The following is a 15,766-nucleotide window of genomic DNA, read 5'->3' on the forward strand; positions in this document are numbered from 1 at the left end:
TTAAGACTTGATAAAGAACAACGTCTAAGTCATGAGAGTGCTGGTGTCGATAGCCGTAGGCTATGGTCATGCAGTTCCAGCAGCTGGCGTATTTCCTCGCCGTGGCCGAGACGCGCCATTTCACCCGCGCAGCCGAGGTTTCGCACGTCGCCCAGCCCAGCCTGAGCCGCCAGATCCGCAACCTGGAGGAAGAGCTGGGCGCCTCCCTGTTCAGCAGGGCGCGGGGAAATATCACACTCACGCCCGCCGGCGAAGCGCTCCTGCCGCTGGCCCAGCGCATCGTCGCCGACACCGAGACGGCGCGCCACGAGGTGCAGCAGCTCGCCGGGATGCGGCGCGGGCGGCTGCGGCTGGGCGCCACGCCCTCGCTGTGCGCCGGGCTGCTCGCCGAGGCGCTCGCGGGCTTCCACGACCGGTTCCCCGGAGTCGAGCTGCAGGTCGAGGAGAGCGGGTCGCGGGACCTCATCCGCGCCCTGGGCCGCGGCGAGCTGGACCTGGCGCTGATCATCCTGCCCCTGCAGAGCAGCGACCCGGCGTTCGTGACCACCCCGATCCTGCGCGAGAACCTGGTCGTGGTGCACGCGGCCGACGCGCCGCCGCCCACGCAGCGCGCGTCGATGCGCATGACCGATTTGCGCGACCGTCCGCTGGTGATGTTCCGGCACGGCTACGACGTGCGCGAGGCGACGCTGCACGCCTGCCGCGCCGCGGGCTTCGAGCCGCGGCTCGCGGTCGAGGGCGGCGAGATGGACGCGGTGCTGCGCTTCGTCGAGGCGGGCCTGGGCATCGCGGTGGTGCCCAGCATGGTGCTGAAGAACCGGCCCGGGCTGCGGGGCACGCCGCTGGCCCAGCCCCGCCTGCTGCGCACCATCGCGCTGGCCCACCGCAAGGACGTCGACCCCTCGCACACCGCGCGGGCCTTCCGCCGGCACCTCATGGCCTACCTGACGCACCTCACCCGCGACGACCTCGGCGAGGACCTGGAGGTCATCGCGCCGCTGCACCCCTGATCGAAAGCCCCGACGGCGCGGCGGACGCGGGCGGGCGCCCGACCCCGGCGCGCCGCGTCCCACCGGCGGCGCGGATATGCGATAAATTCTGTTCATGAAGGCTCGGCTTACTTTCACATAGCGGGCATATGCCTTCATATTTCACAAAATTCACTTAAACCCAAAAAGCCTCATACAGCCCCACTTCTCCGCAAACCAGCCACCCGCGAATACGCGGCGTGGCATTTTTCACATTCATTTCGGGTAATTTTCGAGCTGAATTCGTGATCGCTGCGGCCTAACGTGGCTTCCCTAACCCGTCCGCACTGCCTGATCAGACGGCTGCGGGAGCGGCCCGAGCCCCGCGCTCCGCCATCGACGGGGCCGCCCGCGCCAAGATGGAGACGCAGCGAAATGACATCGACGCTTCCCCCGCCGGAGCGGGCCGGACTCAAGCGCCCCCGCATCGCCGCACGGACCCTGCGCACCGACCGCTGGTGGGCCGGTCCGGTGTGGACCGTGCTGGGGCTGACCGCGTTCCTGGTCTACGGGCTGGTCCGCGTACTGCAGCAGGACAACTACTGGGTGGCCGACTACCACTACCTGACGCCGTTCTACTCGCCGTGCCTGTCGGCGTCCTGCGTGCCCGAATCAGCGCATTTCGGGACCCTGCCCTGGGAGTTCCCCTGGTTCCTGCCCTACGCGCTGTTCAGCCTGCCGTTCCTGCTGCTGTTCCGCTTCACCTGCTACTACTACCGCAAGGCCTATTACCGCGCGTTCTGGCAGGCCCCCACCGCCTGCGCCGTGCGCGAGCCGCACGGCCGCTACACCGGCGAGTCCCGGTTCCCGATGATCGGCCAGAACCTGCACCGCTACTTCTTCTACATCGCCGTCGTCATCTCCCTCATCAACACCTACGACGCGGGGCTCGCGCTCTACGGCGGCCTCGCGGACGGGTTCGGGGTCGGGCTCGGCAACCTGGTCCTCATCGCCAACGTGGTGCTGCTGTGGGCCTACACGCTCAGCTGCCACTCCTGCCGGCACGTCTTCGGCGGACGGCTGAACAGCTTCGGCGGCAAGCCCGTGCGCTACTGGATGTGGACGCAGATCTCGCGGCTGAACACCCGGCACATGACGTGGGCCTGGATCACGCTGGGATCGCTGGTACTCGCCGACCTCTACGTGGCGCTGGTCGCGAGCGGGACCATCACCGACCCGCGGATCTTCGGCTAGCACCCGAGAGTCCGCATTAGGCAGCCCCCAACCGCGGGTATCCGGCACTCCAGGCGCCCGAGCGCGACCACGCCGGAACCGGCGCAACGAAAGTCAGGAAGATGTCCGAGACAACACGGCACAGCTACGACGTCGTCGTGATCGGCGCCGGCGGCGCGGGCCTGCGCGCCGCGATCGAGGCCCGACAGCAGGGCAAGAGGACCGCCGTCATCTCCAAGTCCCTCTTCGGCAAGGCCCACACCGTCATGGCCGAGGGCGGCGCCGCGGCGGCCCTGGGCAACGTCAACAGCAGCGACCACTGGAAGGTGCACTTCCGCGACACCATCCGCGGCGGCAAGTTCATGAACAACCCGCGCATGGCCGAGCTGCACGCCAAGGAGGCGCCGGAGCGGATCCTGGAACTGGAGTACTGGGGCGCCCTGTTCGACCGCACGCCCCAGGGGCGCATCAGCCAGCGCAACTTCGGCGGGCACGAGTATCCGCGGCTGGCCCACGTCGGCGACCGCACCGGCCTGGAGATGATCCGCACCCTGCAGCAGCGCGTGGTCCAGCTCCAGCAGGCCGACGCCGCCGAGTTCGGCCACCCCGAGGCCATGCTCAAGGTGTTCGCCGAGACCACCGTCACCGAGCTGCTGCTCGACGGCGAGCCCGGCGGTGAGGACACCCGCATCGCCGGCGCCTTCGGCTACGTCCGCGAGACCGGCGACTACCTCGTCTTCGAGGCTCCCGCGGTCGTCCTGGCCACCGGCGGCATCGGCAGGTCGTTCAAGGTCACCTCCAACTCCTGGGAGTACACCGGCGACGGCCACGCGCTGGCGCTGCGCGCCGGGGCCACGCTGCTGAACATGGAGTTCGTGCAGTTCCACCCCACCGGCATGGTCTGGCCGCCGTCGGTGAAAGGCATCCTGGTCACCGAGTCGGTGCGCGGCGACGGCGGTGTGCTGCGCAACTCCGAGGGCCGCCGCTTCATGTTCGACTACGTGCCCGACGTGTTCCGCGACCACTACGCCGAGTCCGAGGAGGAGGCCGACGGCTGGTACGCCGACCCCGCCAACCACCGGCGCCCGCCCGAGCTGCTGCCGCGCGACGAGGTCGCCCGGGCCATCAACAACGAGGTCAAGCAGGGCCGCGGCTCGCCGCACGGCGGGGTGTTCCTGGACGTCTCCACCCGGCTGCCCGCCGAGGAGATCATGCGCCGGCTGCCGTCGATGCACCACCAGTTCAAGGAGCTGGCCGACGTCGACATCACCGCCGGCCCCATGGAGGTCGGGCCCACCTGCCACTACGTTATGGGGGGTGTCGAGGTCGACCCGGACACCGGGGCCTCCCTGGTGCCCGGCCTGTTCGCCGCCGGCGAGGTGGCCGGCGGCATGCACGGCTCCAACCGGCTGGGCGGCAACTCGCTGTCGGACCTGCTGGTGTTCGGCCGCCGCTGCGGCCTGGGGGCGGCCTCCTACCTCGACGGCCTCGGCGAGGAGCGCCCCGACGTCGACCCCGACGTGATCGAGCGCCTCGGCGCGGAGGCCGCCGCCCCCTTCGAGCACGAGGCGGGCGAGAACCCCTACCAGCTGCAGCAGGAGATCCAGCAGACCATGAACGACCTGGTCGGCATCATCCGGCGCGGTCCGGAGATGGAGCAGGCGCTGGAGTCGCTGGACAAGCTGCGCGAGCGCGTGGCCGGGGTGCGCGCGGAGGGCGACACCGTCTACAACCCCGGATGGCACCTGACCCTCGACCTGCGCAACATGCTGCTGGTCTCGGAGGCCGTGGCCCGGGCCGCGCTGGAGCGCCAGGAGTCGCGCGGTGGCCACACCCGCGACGACCACCCCGCGATGTCGGCGGAGTGGCGGCGGAGCAACCTGGTGCTCTCGCTGCGCGAGGACCGCATCCGGCTGCGCCGCCAGCCGCTCGACACGCTGCGCCCCGACCTGATGGAGCTGTTCGACCGCGAGGAGCTGGGCAAGTACCTCACTGAGGAGGAACTTCCCCCCGCGGACCGGTCCGACGGCGCCGAGACCGCGAAGGAGGACAACGAATGACCAAGCGGACGTTCCACGTCTGGCGCGGCGGTGGCGAAGGCGACCTGGCCGAGTACGAGGTCGAGGTCAACGAGGGCGAGGTCGTGCTCGACGTCCTGCACCGCCTCCAGGCCACGCAGACACCCGACCTGGCCGTGCGCTGGAACTGCAAGGCGGGCAAGTGCGGCTCGTGCTCGGTGGAGATCAACGGGCGCCCGCGCCTGTCGTGCATGGCGCGCATGAGCACGTTCGAACCGGACGAGAGCATCACCGTGACGCCCATGCGCACCTTCCCGGTCATCCGCGACCTGGTGTGCGACGTGTCCTTCAACTACCAGAAGGCGCGGGAGATCCCGTCGTTCACCCCGCCCGAGGGCACCGAGCCCGGCGACTTCCGGATGGCGCAGGCCGATGTGCAGCGGTCCCAGGAGTTCCGCAAGTGCATCGAGTGCTTCCTGTGCCAGGACGTGTGCCACGTCATCCGCGACCACGAGGAGAACAAGGAGGCCTTCTCCGGCCCCCGGTTCCTCATGCGGGCCGCCGAGCTGGAGCTCCACCCCGAGGACACCGCCGACCGCCGCAAGATCTCCCAGGAGGAGTTCGGGCTGGGCTACTGCAACATCACCAAGTGCTGCACCGAGGTCTGCCCGGAGAACATCAAGATCACCGACAACGCGCTGATCCCCTTGAAGGAGCGCGTCGCCGACCGGCAGTACGACCCGCTGGTGTGGCTCGGCTCCAAGATCGGCCTGCGCAAGGGCGCCGACACCCCGCTGCCGCCCAACACCCGCACGCCCTCCTCCGCACCGGAGCAGTAGCCGGAGCGGGGGCCGCCGCGGGGCGGCCCCCGCCGCGGCAGAGGTGCGGGACGCCTGCCGCGCTCCGCGCGCCGATCGGCGGCGCCCCGGTCGGTCACAGCCGGCCGGGTGAGCGCCAGTCGCCGACCGGGCGGGTGTAGCGGGCGAGCAGCGTCGGTGCGGCCGCGCCAACCACCGCGGCTGCGGTGTCGCGCACCCGCGCCGCCAGCGGCGACTCGCTCTGCACCGCCTCGGCCAGCTGGGCGGAGCGCTGCACGAGCGCGCAGGTGCGGCCCAGCCGGGCGTCGGAGTAGGACTGCAGCGCCCGGGGGACGTAGGCGACCGACCCGCTGATGTGGCGGGCGAGCACGACCGCGTCCTCCAGCGCCTGGGCGGCGCCCTGGCCCAGGTTGGGGGTCATGGCGTGGGCGGTGTCGCCCACCAGCGCGACGCGGCCCCGGTGGTAGGCGGGCAGCGGGGTGTCGACGTGCCACACGTCGGTGCGCACCACCGACTCCGGACGGGCGGCGGCCGCCAGGCGCGGCAGCGGGTCGTGCCATCCCTCGACCCGCTCGGCCAGCCGGGCGTGCTCATCGGGGCTCCGCCCGCCCGCGGGTACGTTGCCGGTGGCGTAGCAGAACGCCGCGTCGCCGCTGAGCGGCAGCACCCCGGCCACGCCGCCGCGCCCCCAGCTCTCACCGAAGGCCATGGCGGGCTCGGGCCGGGGCACGATCGCGCTCCAGCAGGCGAAGCCTGCGTAGACGGCGCCGGGGTGCTCCAGGAACAGCTCGGTGCGCAGCGCCGAGCGCGCGCCGTCGGCCAGCACCACCAGGTCGGCGGTGTGCTCGCCTGCGTCGGTCGCCACTCGGGCGGGGCGGCGCGTGTCGCCGGGCTCGACCGCCGTCACCGTGGCGGCGGTGTGCACGGCGGAGCCGGGCAGCCGCTCCAGCAGCATCGCGGCCAGCTCGCCGCGGCGCAGGACGCACACGGCGTCGCCGAACCGCCGGCGGGTGCGCTCGGCCGAGACGCGCAGGATCCACGCGCCGTCGCGGCGCCGGATGGCGGCGACGCCCTGCTGCGCGGAGTGCTTGCGGACGTCCTCGCCGAGGTCGAGGGAGTCGAGGGCGCGCAGCGCGTTGGGGGCCAGCGCGAGGGCGAGCTCGGCGGGCTCGATGCCGGGGGCGCGCTCGCAGACGGTGACCGTCCAGCCGACCCGGCGCAGGGCCAGCGCCGCGGACAGCCCGCTGATACCGCCTCCGACGACGACGGCGTGCGGCTCTGCCATAGGGCTCGTCCTTCGCGGGGGTCAACGCGCGGTTCCGCGGCCGGAGCCGTACTCGGAACCCTGGGGTTCCAAGGCTAGGGCCGCCGACCCGCACGCGCTACGGAACACCGGGTTTCGGTCGAATCCGGTGCGGCGCCGCCACGTCACGCGGAGTACTTATCGCCGCCGCCGGCTCGGCGTGTCCTCCGAAAAGGCGTCCGGCGGCGGCGCGGCGGGGCGCCGCCTCCCGACCGCCGGCGGTGTGCGCGGCGCCTGGGCCGCGGGCCGCCGGGCCCCGGATCCGGCCGCAGCGGCCGGATCCGGCGGTCGCGTGTCAGCCGCGCTTCTTGTGGGCGGCCATGCGGCCCCGCTCCTTGGAGTCCAGGACGGTCTTGCGGATGCGCACCGATTCGGGTGTCACCTCGACGCACTCGTCCTCGCGGCAGAACTCCAGTGCCTGCTCCAGCGACAGCCGGCGCGGCGGCACAAGGCGCTCCAGCTCCTCGCTGGTGGAGGAGCGCATGTTGGTGAGCTTCTTCTCCTTGGTGATGTTGACATCCATGTCGTCGGCCCGGGAGTTCTCGCCCACGATCATGCCCTCGTAGACCTCGGTGCCCGGATCGACGAACAGGACGCCGCGCTCCTGCAGGCTGAACATGGCGTAGGTCATGGCCTGGCCGGTGCGGTCGGCGACCAGGGAGCCGGTGGGGCGGGTGCGCAGGTCGCCGAACCACGGCTCGAAGCCCTCGAAGACGTGGTGGGCGATGCCGGTGCCCCGGGTCTCGGTGAGGAACTCGGTGCGGAACCCGATGAGGCCGCGCGAGGGCACCAGCCAGTCCATCCGCACCCAGCCGGTGCCGTGGTTGGTCATCTGCTCCATGCGGCCCTTGCGGACGCTGAGCAGCTGGGTGATGGCGCCCAGGTAGTCCTCGGGCGCGTCGACGGTGAGCCGCTCGACGGGCTCGTGCAGCTTGCCGTCGACCTCGCGGGTGACCACCTGCGGCTTGCCGACCGTCAGCTCGTAGCCCTCGCGGCGCATCTGCTCGACGAGGATCGCCAGCGCGAGCTCGCCGCGGCCCTGCACCTCCCAGGTGTCGGGGCGCTCGGTGGGCAGCACCCGCAGACTCACGTTGCCGACGGTCTCGCGGTCGAGCCGCTCCTTGACCAGCCGCGCGGTGACCTTGGCGCCCTTGGTCCTGCCGACCAGCGGCGAGGTGTTGATGCCGATGGTCATCGAGATGGCCGGCTCGTCCACGGTGATCAGCGGGAGCGGGCGCGGGTCCTGCGGGTCGGCCAGGGTCTCGCCGATCATGATGTCGGGGATGCCGGCGATGGCGATGATGTCGCCGGGGCCCGCCTTCTCGGCCGGCTTGCGCTCCAGCGCCTCGGTCATCAGCATCTCGCTGATGCGCACCTGGTCGACGGTGCCGTCGCCCTTGATCCAGGCCACGGTCTGGCCCTTGCGGATCTCGCCCTGGTGCACGCGGCAGAGCGCGAGGCGGCCCAGGAACGGCGAGGCGTCCAGGTTGGTGACGTGGGCCTGCAGCGGGGCGCCGGGGGTGTACTCCGGAGCCGGGACCGTGTCCAGGATGGTGTGGAACATCGGGACGAGGTCGCCGTTGTCGGGGACCTCGCCGTCGGCGGGGCGATCCAGCGAGGCCTTGCCGTCGCGGGCGCAGGCGTAGACGATCGGGAACTCGATCTGGGACTCGTCGGCGTCGAGGTCCAGGAACAGCTCGTAGGCGTCGTCGACGACGTCGGCGATGCGGCTGTCGGGCCGGTCGACCTTGTTGATGACCAGGATCACCGGAAGCTTGGCCGCCAGCGCCTTGCGCAGCACGAACCTGGTCTGGGGCAGCGGCCCTTCGCTGGCGTCGACCAGCAGCACCACGCCGTCGACCATGGACAGGCCGCGCTCGACCTCGCCACCGAAGTCGGCGTGGCCGGGGGTGTCGATGATGTTGATGACGACGTCGTCGCCATCGGGCTTGGTGTAGTGGACGGCCGTGTTCTTGGCGAGAATGGTGATGCCCTTCTCGCGCTCCAGGTCGTTGGAGTCCATCACGCGCTCGTCGACGTCCTGGTTCTCCCGGAAGACGCCCGACTGCCAGAGCATGGCGTCGACGAGCGTGGTCTTGCCGTGGTCGACGTGGGCGACGATGGCGACGTTGCGGATGTCAGTCCTACGTGCGGAGCCTTCGACAGGCGTGGCGCTGGACATGCGAGTGTCTCGATCTCATCTGGTGGGAAGAGCCGCGACTCCCGCGGCACACTGCCAGTTTATGCGGGCTCGCCGGGTCCGCGGAGAAACGGCCTGGTCAGTGCAGCTCTGCAGGGCGCCCGGCCGCCGAGCGCGCTCAGCCGACCAGGAGCGGGCGGATGTCGGTGAGGAAGGGCACGTCGGCCGGCAGCCAGTCGACCTCGGAGAGCGCGTCGGCCTTCAGCCAGCGCAGCGACAGGTGCTCCAGCGCCCGGGGCTCGGGCTGGCCGTCGGGCAGCTCGGCGAGCCACACACGCAGCACGGCGGCAGGGCCGCCGACGCGGGCGGGGAAGGAGACGTCGCCGCCGAGGCGGCGCAGCGGCGCGATGCGCACGCCCAGCTCCTCCTCGCACTCGCGCACGAGCGCGGCGGTGTCGGACTCTCCGGGGTCGACCTTGCCGCCGGGCAGCTCCCAGCGGCCGCGCATCTGCGGCGGGTGGGACCGCTGGGCGGCGAGCACGGCGCCGTCGCGAAGGATCGCGGCGCCCACGACGATCTGCGTGTCTGGCACCCGCCAAGATTAGCCCGGCGCGGCGGCGCACGCCGGGGACTTGGGCACGCGCGCCCGCGGGAACCGGCGGAGCCTTCCGGGGGTCGAAGACGTGTCCGCCCCCGCGACCGATCGGAGACGTCCGGTGTTCGGAGTCCTGCGTCCGTGCCGCCACACCCTGCCCGGCGACCTGGCGGCGTCGTGGGTGTCCCATCTGTGCGGGCTGTGCCTGGCGCTGCGTGACGGACACGGCCAGCTCGCCCGCACCGCCACCAACTACGACGGACTGGTGGTCTCGGCGCTGACCGCGGCCCAGCAGCCGGCGGCCGCCACCCGCGCGGCGGGGCCGTGCCCCCTGCGCGGGATGCGCGGCGCCGAGGTCGCGCAGGGGGCGGGGGCGCAGCTGGCCGCGTCGGTGTCGCTGCTGCTGGCCGCGGCCAGGATCGGCGACCACATCACGGACGGCGACGGCCTTTACGCGCGGGGGCCGGTGCGGGCGGCGGCCCGCACACTGGCCGCACGGTGGGAGCGCGCCGCCCGCTTGGGCAGCGGCGAGCTGGGCTTCGACGCAGGCGTGCTGCTGGAGGCGCTCGACGGGCAGCCGCTGGCCGAGGCGGCGGCGGAGAACGGCGCCGGCGTCCTCGCCGCGACGCGCCCCACCGAGTTCGCCACGGGAGAGGCGTTCGCGCACACGGCGGTCCTGGCGGGGCGCCCCGGCAACCGCGGTCCGCTGCGGGAGGCGGGGCGGCTGTTCGGCCGGATCGCCCACCTCCTCGACGCCGTCGAGGATCTGGAGGACGACCGCGCGGCGGGGGCGTGGAACCCGGTGGAGGCGACCGGCGCGTCGGCCGCCGAGGCGCGCCGGCTGTGCGACGACGCGGCCCTGGGCGTCGAGCTCGCGCTGGCCGAGGCGGACTTCGACGACGGGCGGCTGGTGCGCGCGCTGCTGGTGCACGAGCTGCGACGGTCGGTGTCGCGGACCTTCACGGCGGCGGGGCATCACGGGCCGCCGGAGCAGCACGGGCGTCCGGGTGACCGCGGAGGGAGCGGGGGCAGCGGCCCCCGCTGGCCGCAGGACCACGGCTACACCAGCGCCTTCGGACCGGTCGAGCCGCCGCCGGGCGCGGGAGGCCCTCGGAACGGGCACAGGCCGGTCGGCGACCAGGGCGGCTGCTGCTGCACCTGCAACTGCGAGACGCCGAAGATCTACGAGCCGCCCAAGAGGCGCGGGTTCCTCGCCGGGTGCGGTGTCGCCCTGTTCATGTGCTGCACCTGCCAGCACTGCTGCCGCGACCCGCACCCCGGGCCGTGGTCGGGCGAGCGCAGCGGCTCCTGCCTCGACTGCGGCTGCGGCGGCAACACCGGCGGCAACACCGGCGGCGGCAGCGGCGGCAACACCGGCGGCGGCAGCGGCGGCGAGGGAGACGGCGGGGACGGGGGCTGCTGCGACTGCGACTGCTCGTGCGACTGAGGCACTTCCCGCCGGGTCGGGCAGCTTCGGCCGGCCGCCATGGCGAGCCTGCCGCCGGACCCGGCCTCCGGGCCGGACGCGGCGGGCGCACCGCGCGGCCGTCGCCCGCGCCGCGCACCACCGGTGCCGCCCGGCGGACGGACGTATGCCGGGCGACCGGTCGGCCGCGCCCGCGTGCGCGCCCCTACAGCGTCCCCGCGCTTGGTGCGGGAGCGGTTCGTCAGCGGACGACCTCGAAGACGTTCTTCTGCACGCCGTTGGAGTACGCCTCGTACTCGACGAGCTTCAGCTTCTGGGTGTCCTTGTCGGAGTCGCTGAACATCCGCTTGCCCGCGCCGAGCAGCAGCGGGAACACCAGCAGGTGGTAGCGGTCGATCAGGCCGGCGTCCGCGAGGCCGCGGTTGAGGGTGGCGCTGCCGTGCACGATGAGCGGGCCGCCCTCGGTGTCCTTCAGCGCCGCGACGTCGTCGAGCGAGCGCAGGATCGTGGTCTCGCCCCAGTTCGCGACCAGGTCGCTCTCGGTGAGCGTGGTGGAGACCACGTACTTCGGCATCGCGTTGTACTCGGTGAACTCCTCCATGCCGGGCCATACCGGGCTGAACGCCTCGTAGCTGACCCGGCCGAGCATCATCGCGCCGGCTTCCTCCTGCTCCCTCTCCTTGAGCTCATACGCCTCCGGAAGGAACTCGACCTCCTTGAAGGTCCAGCCCGAGTTGCGGTATCCGGGCTCGCCGCCGGGCGCCTCCACGACGCCGTCGAGCGAGACGAACGCGGTGCTGATGAGAGTGCGCATCCGGGGTCTCCTGGGGTCTCGTAGCTGATCGAAGCCGGTCGGCCGGTGTCCGATCCGTCTGCGCGGCCTCGCCGCGTCCACCGGCTCGCCCTGGATGACTGCGGATCGCGCGGAAACTCATCGGTCGTGCCGCCGCCTCTCGGGCCCGACGTCTCCGGCCCGACACGTCGGGCCCCGCTCCGGTGCCCGTGTCCGGCAGCGGGACCCGCGATCCGCATCGGGGCGGCGTCGGTGCCCGCCCTCAGGCCGCGGTGCGGGTGCGCTGTCCGTGGGAGTGGCGCTCGGCGCCCAGGCGGCGGGCGGCGCCCTCGGGGTCGGCGGCGGGGTGGGTGACCCGGGTGCCGCCGTCGTCGCTCCAGCGGAAGAACCCGCCCCAGCACCACACGGTCAGGTCGCTGCCCGCGGAGAGGACCGCCACCGGGCCCAGCGCGCCGGGGTAGAGCCGGGGGCCGCCCGGCGCGGTGAGCAGGGCGCACAACCGCGAGACGGCTTCGGCGGAGGTCGCGGGGGCTGCGGCGGAGATCGTCGAAAGGGTACCCACGGACGGCGGCCTTTCCAGTCGGCACCTGCGGGCGCGGTGCTCGCCCGCTGCGGCGTTGCGGTCGGCTCGACGACGGGCGCGCCTGTCGTCGCCGTCGCTAATCCCCGGATTCGGCAGACCGCAAACGATCGCCTTCGATTCGGTCACAGATCGATCAACGAGTGACCGCGCGGCGACCGTGCGTGCTTCGCCGGAGCTCCGACGCGGGTCGGCGAGTCGGCCGCCGACGGCCTTTCGGACCGGTGTGCGGATGGTCAGACTGCCGGACGGATTCCAGCAGGTCCGGAACCGGCCGCGGCGGTGTCGCACCGGCTCCAGCGGGCACTCTCCGGCGTGGCTCGGCGGTCGCCGCCGGCGGAGCGGGGAGGTGGCGCGCATGGCGGGGCTGGACATGCTGCGCGGGTCGGCGCTGACGGGAGTCCGGGTCGACGCGCCCGCGCACCGGGTGACCCTGGGCCTGCGTCTGGAGCGGGCGGGCGGACCGGCCGACTACACGCTGGTGCTGGAAGGCGTCACGGACTTCAGCTACTTCGACGAGTCCGCCGATCCGTGGCCGCAACCGCTCGTGACCGCCGTGGCGTCACACCACGACCCCGACTCGATGCGCTTGGACTTCGGTATCGCGCGGGAGGGGGCGGGGCTCACCGTCACGTGCGGCAAGGCGGTGCTGCGGCGGAGCGGGCCGCACTCGTCCGAGCGCGGCTGAGGCCGGTCGGGCATCGGGGTGAGCGACCCTCGGGCGCCGACCGGAGCCGGCGCCCGAGGCGGGCCGACACTCTCCGGGGGGAGTGGCGAGAGCGCCGACGTTCGAGCGAAGCAGCGCTGTCGACCCTGGGGCCGGCACCGTCCGGTCGGGCGCCCGACGGCGACCGATCGGGGAGGGTGGTCCGGTGCGGCACCCCGAAGCGGGCCGGGCGGGAACCGCTTACCCCGCGCGGCGAAGCCGAGTGCCGCAGCGGCTGCGGCGACGGAGCCCCTGCGGGGAAACGGCGGCCGCCGGAACGCTGCGGCCGCCCGGCGGCCGACCGGCGCACGGCGCCGGTTCCGGCAGCCGAAGCGGGCACGACCCGCTCCGCCGAACGCGGATTCCCGTTCGGTTTCCGCTTCATAACGGAAGCCTATTCAATGGAGAGCGCACTCGGGGCGGAAATCGAAAAACCCGGGAGGACACGGCGCGACGGGCCGGGTGCCGCCGCCGATCCCCGCAATTCGCGACACCCGGGCGGATGCGGACATCCGCCCCCGAGGGGAAGGCGACGGCCCCGGCCGGCCGAGTCGCGGACCGGGAGGGATCGGACGCGACAGCGGCCGACGGGCTGCGGCGCGGGGAGAGGGAGCGGCGCCGCGCCCGACCCGGATCACAGTACTGCACAATCCCGGATATTTCAGTTGTCCACTTATACGAATCTCGCTAGAAGTTCCGTCGAAGCGAGCGAGAGGATCAGTCCGAATCGTCTGATTTGCCACAAAAAGTTAGGAGTGAAATGGGGATGGTCCCGATTGATTCGCCACCATTTCTGGTGGTCTAAACCGAAGGTCCCGGTATCAGCGATTCGGGACCGGGGTCAGAAATCAGCCAGACGCTGCGCGAGGGCGGTGAACCGCCGCCCGGCGCCCGCGCTGCGGACCGCCTGGGCCAGCGCCCGGCGCGAACCCACCAGCACGACCAGCCGCTTCGCGCGGGTGATCGCGGTGTAGAGCAGGTTGCGCTGAAGCATCATCCACGCGCTGGTCGTGATCGGAATCACCACGGCGGGGTACTCGCTGCCCTGCGAGCGGTGGACGGTCACGGAGTAGGCGTGCACCAGCTCGTCCAGCTCGGCGAAGTCGTAGCCGATCTCCTCGTCCTCGTCGGTCCGCACCCGCACCGACTGCTCGACGGCGTCGATGCCGGTGATGACACCGAGGGTGCCGTTGAAGACCCCGTTCGCGCCCTTGTCGTAGTTGTTGCGGATCTGGGTGACCTTGTCGCCGACACGGAAGACCCGCCCGCCGAACCTGCGCTCGGCGACACCCTCGCCAGGGGGCGTCAGGGCCTGCTGCAGCAGGGTGTTGAGGTTGCCGGCCCCGGCAGGGCCACGGTGCATGGGCGCCAGCACCTGCACGTCGCGGCGCGGGTCCAGGCCGAACCTGCGCGGAATGCGGTTGGCGACGACGTCGACGGTGAGCTCGGCCGTCGCCTCGGTCTCCTCGCTGGGAAACAGGAAGAAGTCCGACATCCCGGCGAACTCCGGCGGGTTCCCGGTGTTCACCCGGTGCGCGTTGGTCACCACGCCCGACTCCTGGGCCTGCCGGAAGACATGCGTCAGGCGGACGGCCGGCAGCGGGGAGCGCTCGTCCAGCAGGTCGCGCAGCACCTGCCCGGCACCGACCGAGGGAAGCTGGTCGACGTCGCCGACCAGGAGCAGGTGGGCGCCCGGCGGCACGGCCTTGGCCAGCTTGTTGGCCAGCAGCAGGTCGAGCATGGAGGCCTCGTCGACCACGAGGAGGTCGCAGTCCAGCGGGTTGTCGCGGTCGTAGGACGCGTCGCCGCCCGGCTTCAGCTCCAGCAGCCGGTGCACCGTGGAGGCCTCGTGGCCGGTCAGCTCGGTCAGCCGCTTGGCCGCGCGCCCGGTGGGTGCGGCCAGGACGATCTTGGCCTTCTTCGCCGCGGCCAGCGTGATGATCGAGGAGACGGTGAACGACTTCCCGCAGCCCGGACCGCCGGTGAGCACCGCGACCTTGCGGCTCAGCGCGAGCTTGACGGCCTCCTGCTGCCCGGCGGCCAGCTCGGCGCCGGTGCGCGAACCCAGCCAGCCCAGCGCGACCTCCCAGTCGACGCCGTCGAAGGCCGACAGCCGGTCCGCTGAAGCGTTCAGCAGACCCCGCAGATGCGAGGCCAGCGACGCCTCGGCGCGCTGGAACGGCACCAGGTAGACGGCGGTGACACCGTCGCCGTCGGGGCCGGCGACCTTCTCCGAGACCACGCCCTCCTCGGCCACCAGCCGCGCAAGGCACTCGATCACCAGGCCGGAGTCGACCTGGAGGATCTTCACCGCCTCGGCGATCAGCTTCTCCTCGGGCAGGTAGCAGTGGCCGTCGCCGGTGGACTCCGACAGCGTGAACTGGATGCCGGCCATCACCCGCTCCGGGCTGTCGTGCGGGATGCCGACGGCCTGGGCGATGGTGTCGGCGGTCTTGAACCCGATCCCCCACACGTCAGTGGCGAGCCGGTAGGGCTCGTTGCGCACCACGGAGATGGAGGAGTCGCCGTACTTCTTGTAGATCCGCACCGCCAGGGACGTGGAGACCTCGATGCCCTGCAGGAAGACCATCACCTCCTTGATGGCCTTCTGCTCCTCCCAGGCGTCGGCGATCAGGCGCGTGCGCTTGGGGCCGAGCTTGGGCACCTCGATGAGGCGCTCGGGGGTCTGCTCGATGACGTCGAGCGCCTCGACGCCGAAGTAGCCCACGATCCGCTCGGCGAGACGCGGGCCGATCCCCTTGACCAGACCGGACCCCAGATACCGGCGCACACCCTGGACCGTGGCGGGCAGCACCGTGGTGTAGTTCTCGACCATGAACTGGCGGCCGTACTGCGGGTGCGAGCCCCAGCGGCCCTCCATCCGCAGCGACTCGCCGGGCTGGGCACCCAGCAGCGCGCCGACCACGGTGGTGAGGTCGCCGCCGCGGCCGGTGTCGACCTTGGCGACGGTGTAGCCGGTCTCCTCGTTGGCGAAGGTGATGCGCTCCAGGACCCCGTCGAGCACCGACGGCCGGAACCCGCCGTCCCCCGAACCGGACCGCTGCGACCCCTTGGCCATCAGGACACCCCTTCCACCACCTCGGTTCCCCATAATGCCGCCCGGCGGCGACAGAGCACCTCGGAAGCCGAGCGGAGACGGCCGAGCGGGGGCACCCGCCGCGAGTT

The 15,766-nt window shown here is 72.2% G+C and carries 12 protein-coding genes; 6 read left to right on the forward strand and 6 right to left on the reverse strand.

What is annotated here, in order from left to right:
• Positions 1–68 precede the first annotated feature (68 nt).
• The 4 genes from ABEA15_RS14270 to ABEA15_RS14285 all read left to right on the forward strand — a co-directional run bounded on the left by ABEA15_RS14270 (position 69) and on the right by ABEA15_RS14285 (position 5,058).
• Positions 69–1,010: a LysR family transcriptional regulator gene (locus tag ABEA15_RS14270; RefSeq protein WP_344144402.1), complete on the forward strand. Its 942-nt coding sequence runs from the start codon at positions 69–71 to the stop codon at positions 1,008–1,010.
• Positions 1,011–1,403: 393 nt separating this feature from the next.
• On the forward strand, positions 1,404–2,222 hold the full coding sequence (locus tag ABEA15_RS14275) for a hypothetical protein (protein WP_344144404.1): 819 nt from the start codon (positions 1,404–1,406) through the stop codon (positions 2,220–2,222).
• Between the two features lie 101 nt (positions 2,223–2,323).
• A complete protein-coding gene (locus ABEA15_RS14280; protein WP_345557013.1) occupies positions 2,324–4,261 on the forward strand; it encodes a fumarate reductase/succinate dehydrogenase flavoprotein subunit in 1,938 nt (645 codons plus the stop codon).
• The gene (locus ABEA15_RS14285; protein ID WP_344144408.1) at positions 4,258–5,058 is read left to right on the forward strand and encodes a succinate dehydrogenase/fumarate reductase iron-sulfur subunit; all 801 of its coding nucleotides are present in this window, start codon (positions 4,258–4,260) and stop codon (positions 5,056–5,058) included. The genes ABEA15_RS14280 and ABEA15_RS14285 overlap by 4 nt, the downstream gene beginning before the upstream one ends.
• A gap of 94 nt (positions 5,059–5,152) precedes the next feature.
• On the opposite strand, the gene ABEA15_RS14290 is transcribed toward ABEA15_RS14285, so the two are convergent.
• The 3 genes from ABEA15_RS14290 to ABEA15_RS14300 form a co-directional block, all read right to left on the reverse strand.
• Entirely contained in the window at positions 5,153–6,322 is a 1,170-nt protein-coding gene (locus ABEA15_RS14290) for an FAD-dependent oxidoreductase (protein WP_345557014.1), read from the reverse strand.
• A gap of 313 nt (positions 6,323–6,635) precedes the next feature.
• On the reverse strand, positions 6,636–8,522 hold the full coding sequence (gene typA / locus ABEA15_RS14295) for a translational GTPase TypA (RefSeq protein ID WP_344144412.1): 1,887 nt from the start codon (positions 8,520–8,522) through the stop codon (positions 6,636–6,638).
• A 136-nt stretch (positions 8,523–8,658) separates the two neighbouring features.
• Complete coding sequence (locus ABEA15_RS14300) at positions 8,659–9,072, reverse strand: (deoxy)nucleoside triphosphate pyrophosphohydrolase (protein WP_344144414.1); 414 nt, start codon at positions 9,070–9,072, stop codon at positions 8,659–8,661.
• A 124-nt stretch (positions 9,073–9,196) separates the two neighbouring features.
• Between ABEA15_RS14300 and ABEA15_RS14305 the strand changes: the two genes are divergently transcribed.
• Positions 9,197–10,522, forward strand: coding sequence for a DUF5685 family protein (locus tag ABEA15_RS14305; protein WP_345557015.1), 1,326 nt, complete (start codon positions 9,197–9,199; stop codon positions 10,520–10,522).
• 220 nt (positions 10,523–10,742) lie between these two features.
• Here the strand turns inward: ABEA15_RS14305 and ABEA15_RS14310 are convergent, their stop codons facing one another.
• On the reverse strand, positions 10,743–11,315 hold the full coding sequence (locus tag ABEA15_RS14310; protein ID WP_345557016.1) for a dihydrofolate reductase family protein: 573 nt from the start codon (positions 11,313–11,315) through the stop codon (positions 10,743–10,745).
• A 241-nt stretch (positions 11,316–11,556) separates the two neighbouring features.
• Entirely contained in the window at positions 11,557–11,856 is a 300-nt protein-coding gene (locus ABEA15_RS14315; RefSeq protein WP_345557017.1) for a hypothetical protein, read from the reverse strand.
• 376 nt (positions 11,857–12,232) lie between these two features.
• Between ABEA15_RS14315 and ABEA15_RS14320 the strand changes: the two genes are divergently transcribed.
• The gene (locus ABEA15_RS14320; protein ID WP_344144423.1) at positions 12,233–12,562 is read left to right on the forward strand and encodes a hypothetical protein; all 330 of its coding nucleotides are present in this window, start codon (positions 12,233–12,235) and stop codon (positions 12,560–12,562) included.
• Between the two features lie 859 nt (positions 12,563–13,421).
• On the opposite strand, the gene recD2 is transcribed toward ABEA15_RS14320, so the two are convergent.
• Positions 13,422–15,659, reverse strand: a complete 2,238-nt coding sequence (gene recD2 / locus ABEA15_RS14325; protein WP_345557018.1) for an SF1B family DNA helicase RecD2 — start codon at positions 15,657–15,659, stop codon at positions 13,422–13,424.
• Positions 15,660–15,766: the final 107 nt, after the last annotated feature.

Source organism: Streptomonospora halophila (assembly GCF_039542725.1).
In the GTDB taxonomy this organism is placed as follows: Bacteria; Actinomycetota; Actinomycetes; order Streptosporangiales; family Streptosporangiaceae; genus Streptomonospora; species Streptomonospora halophila.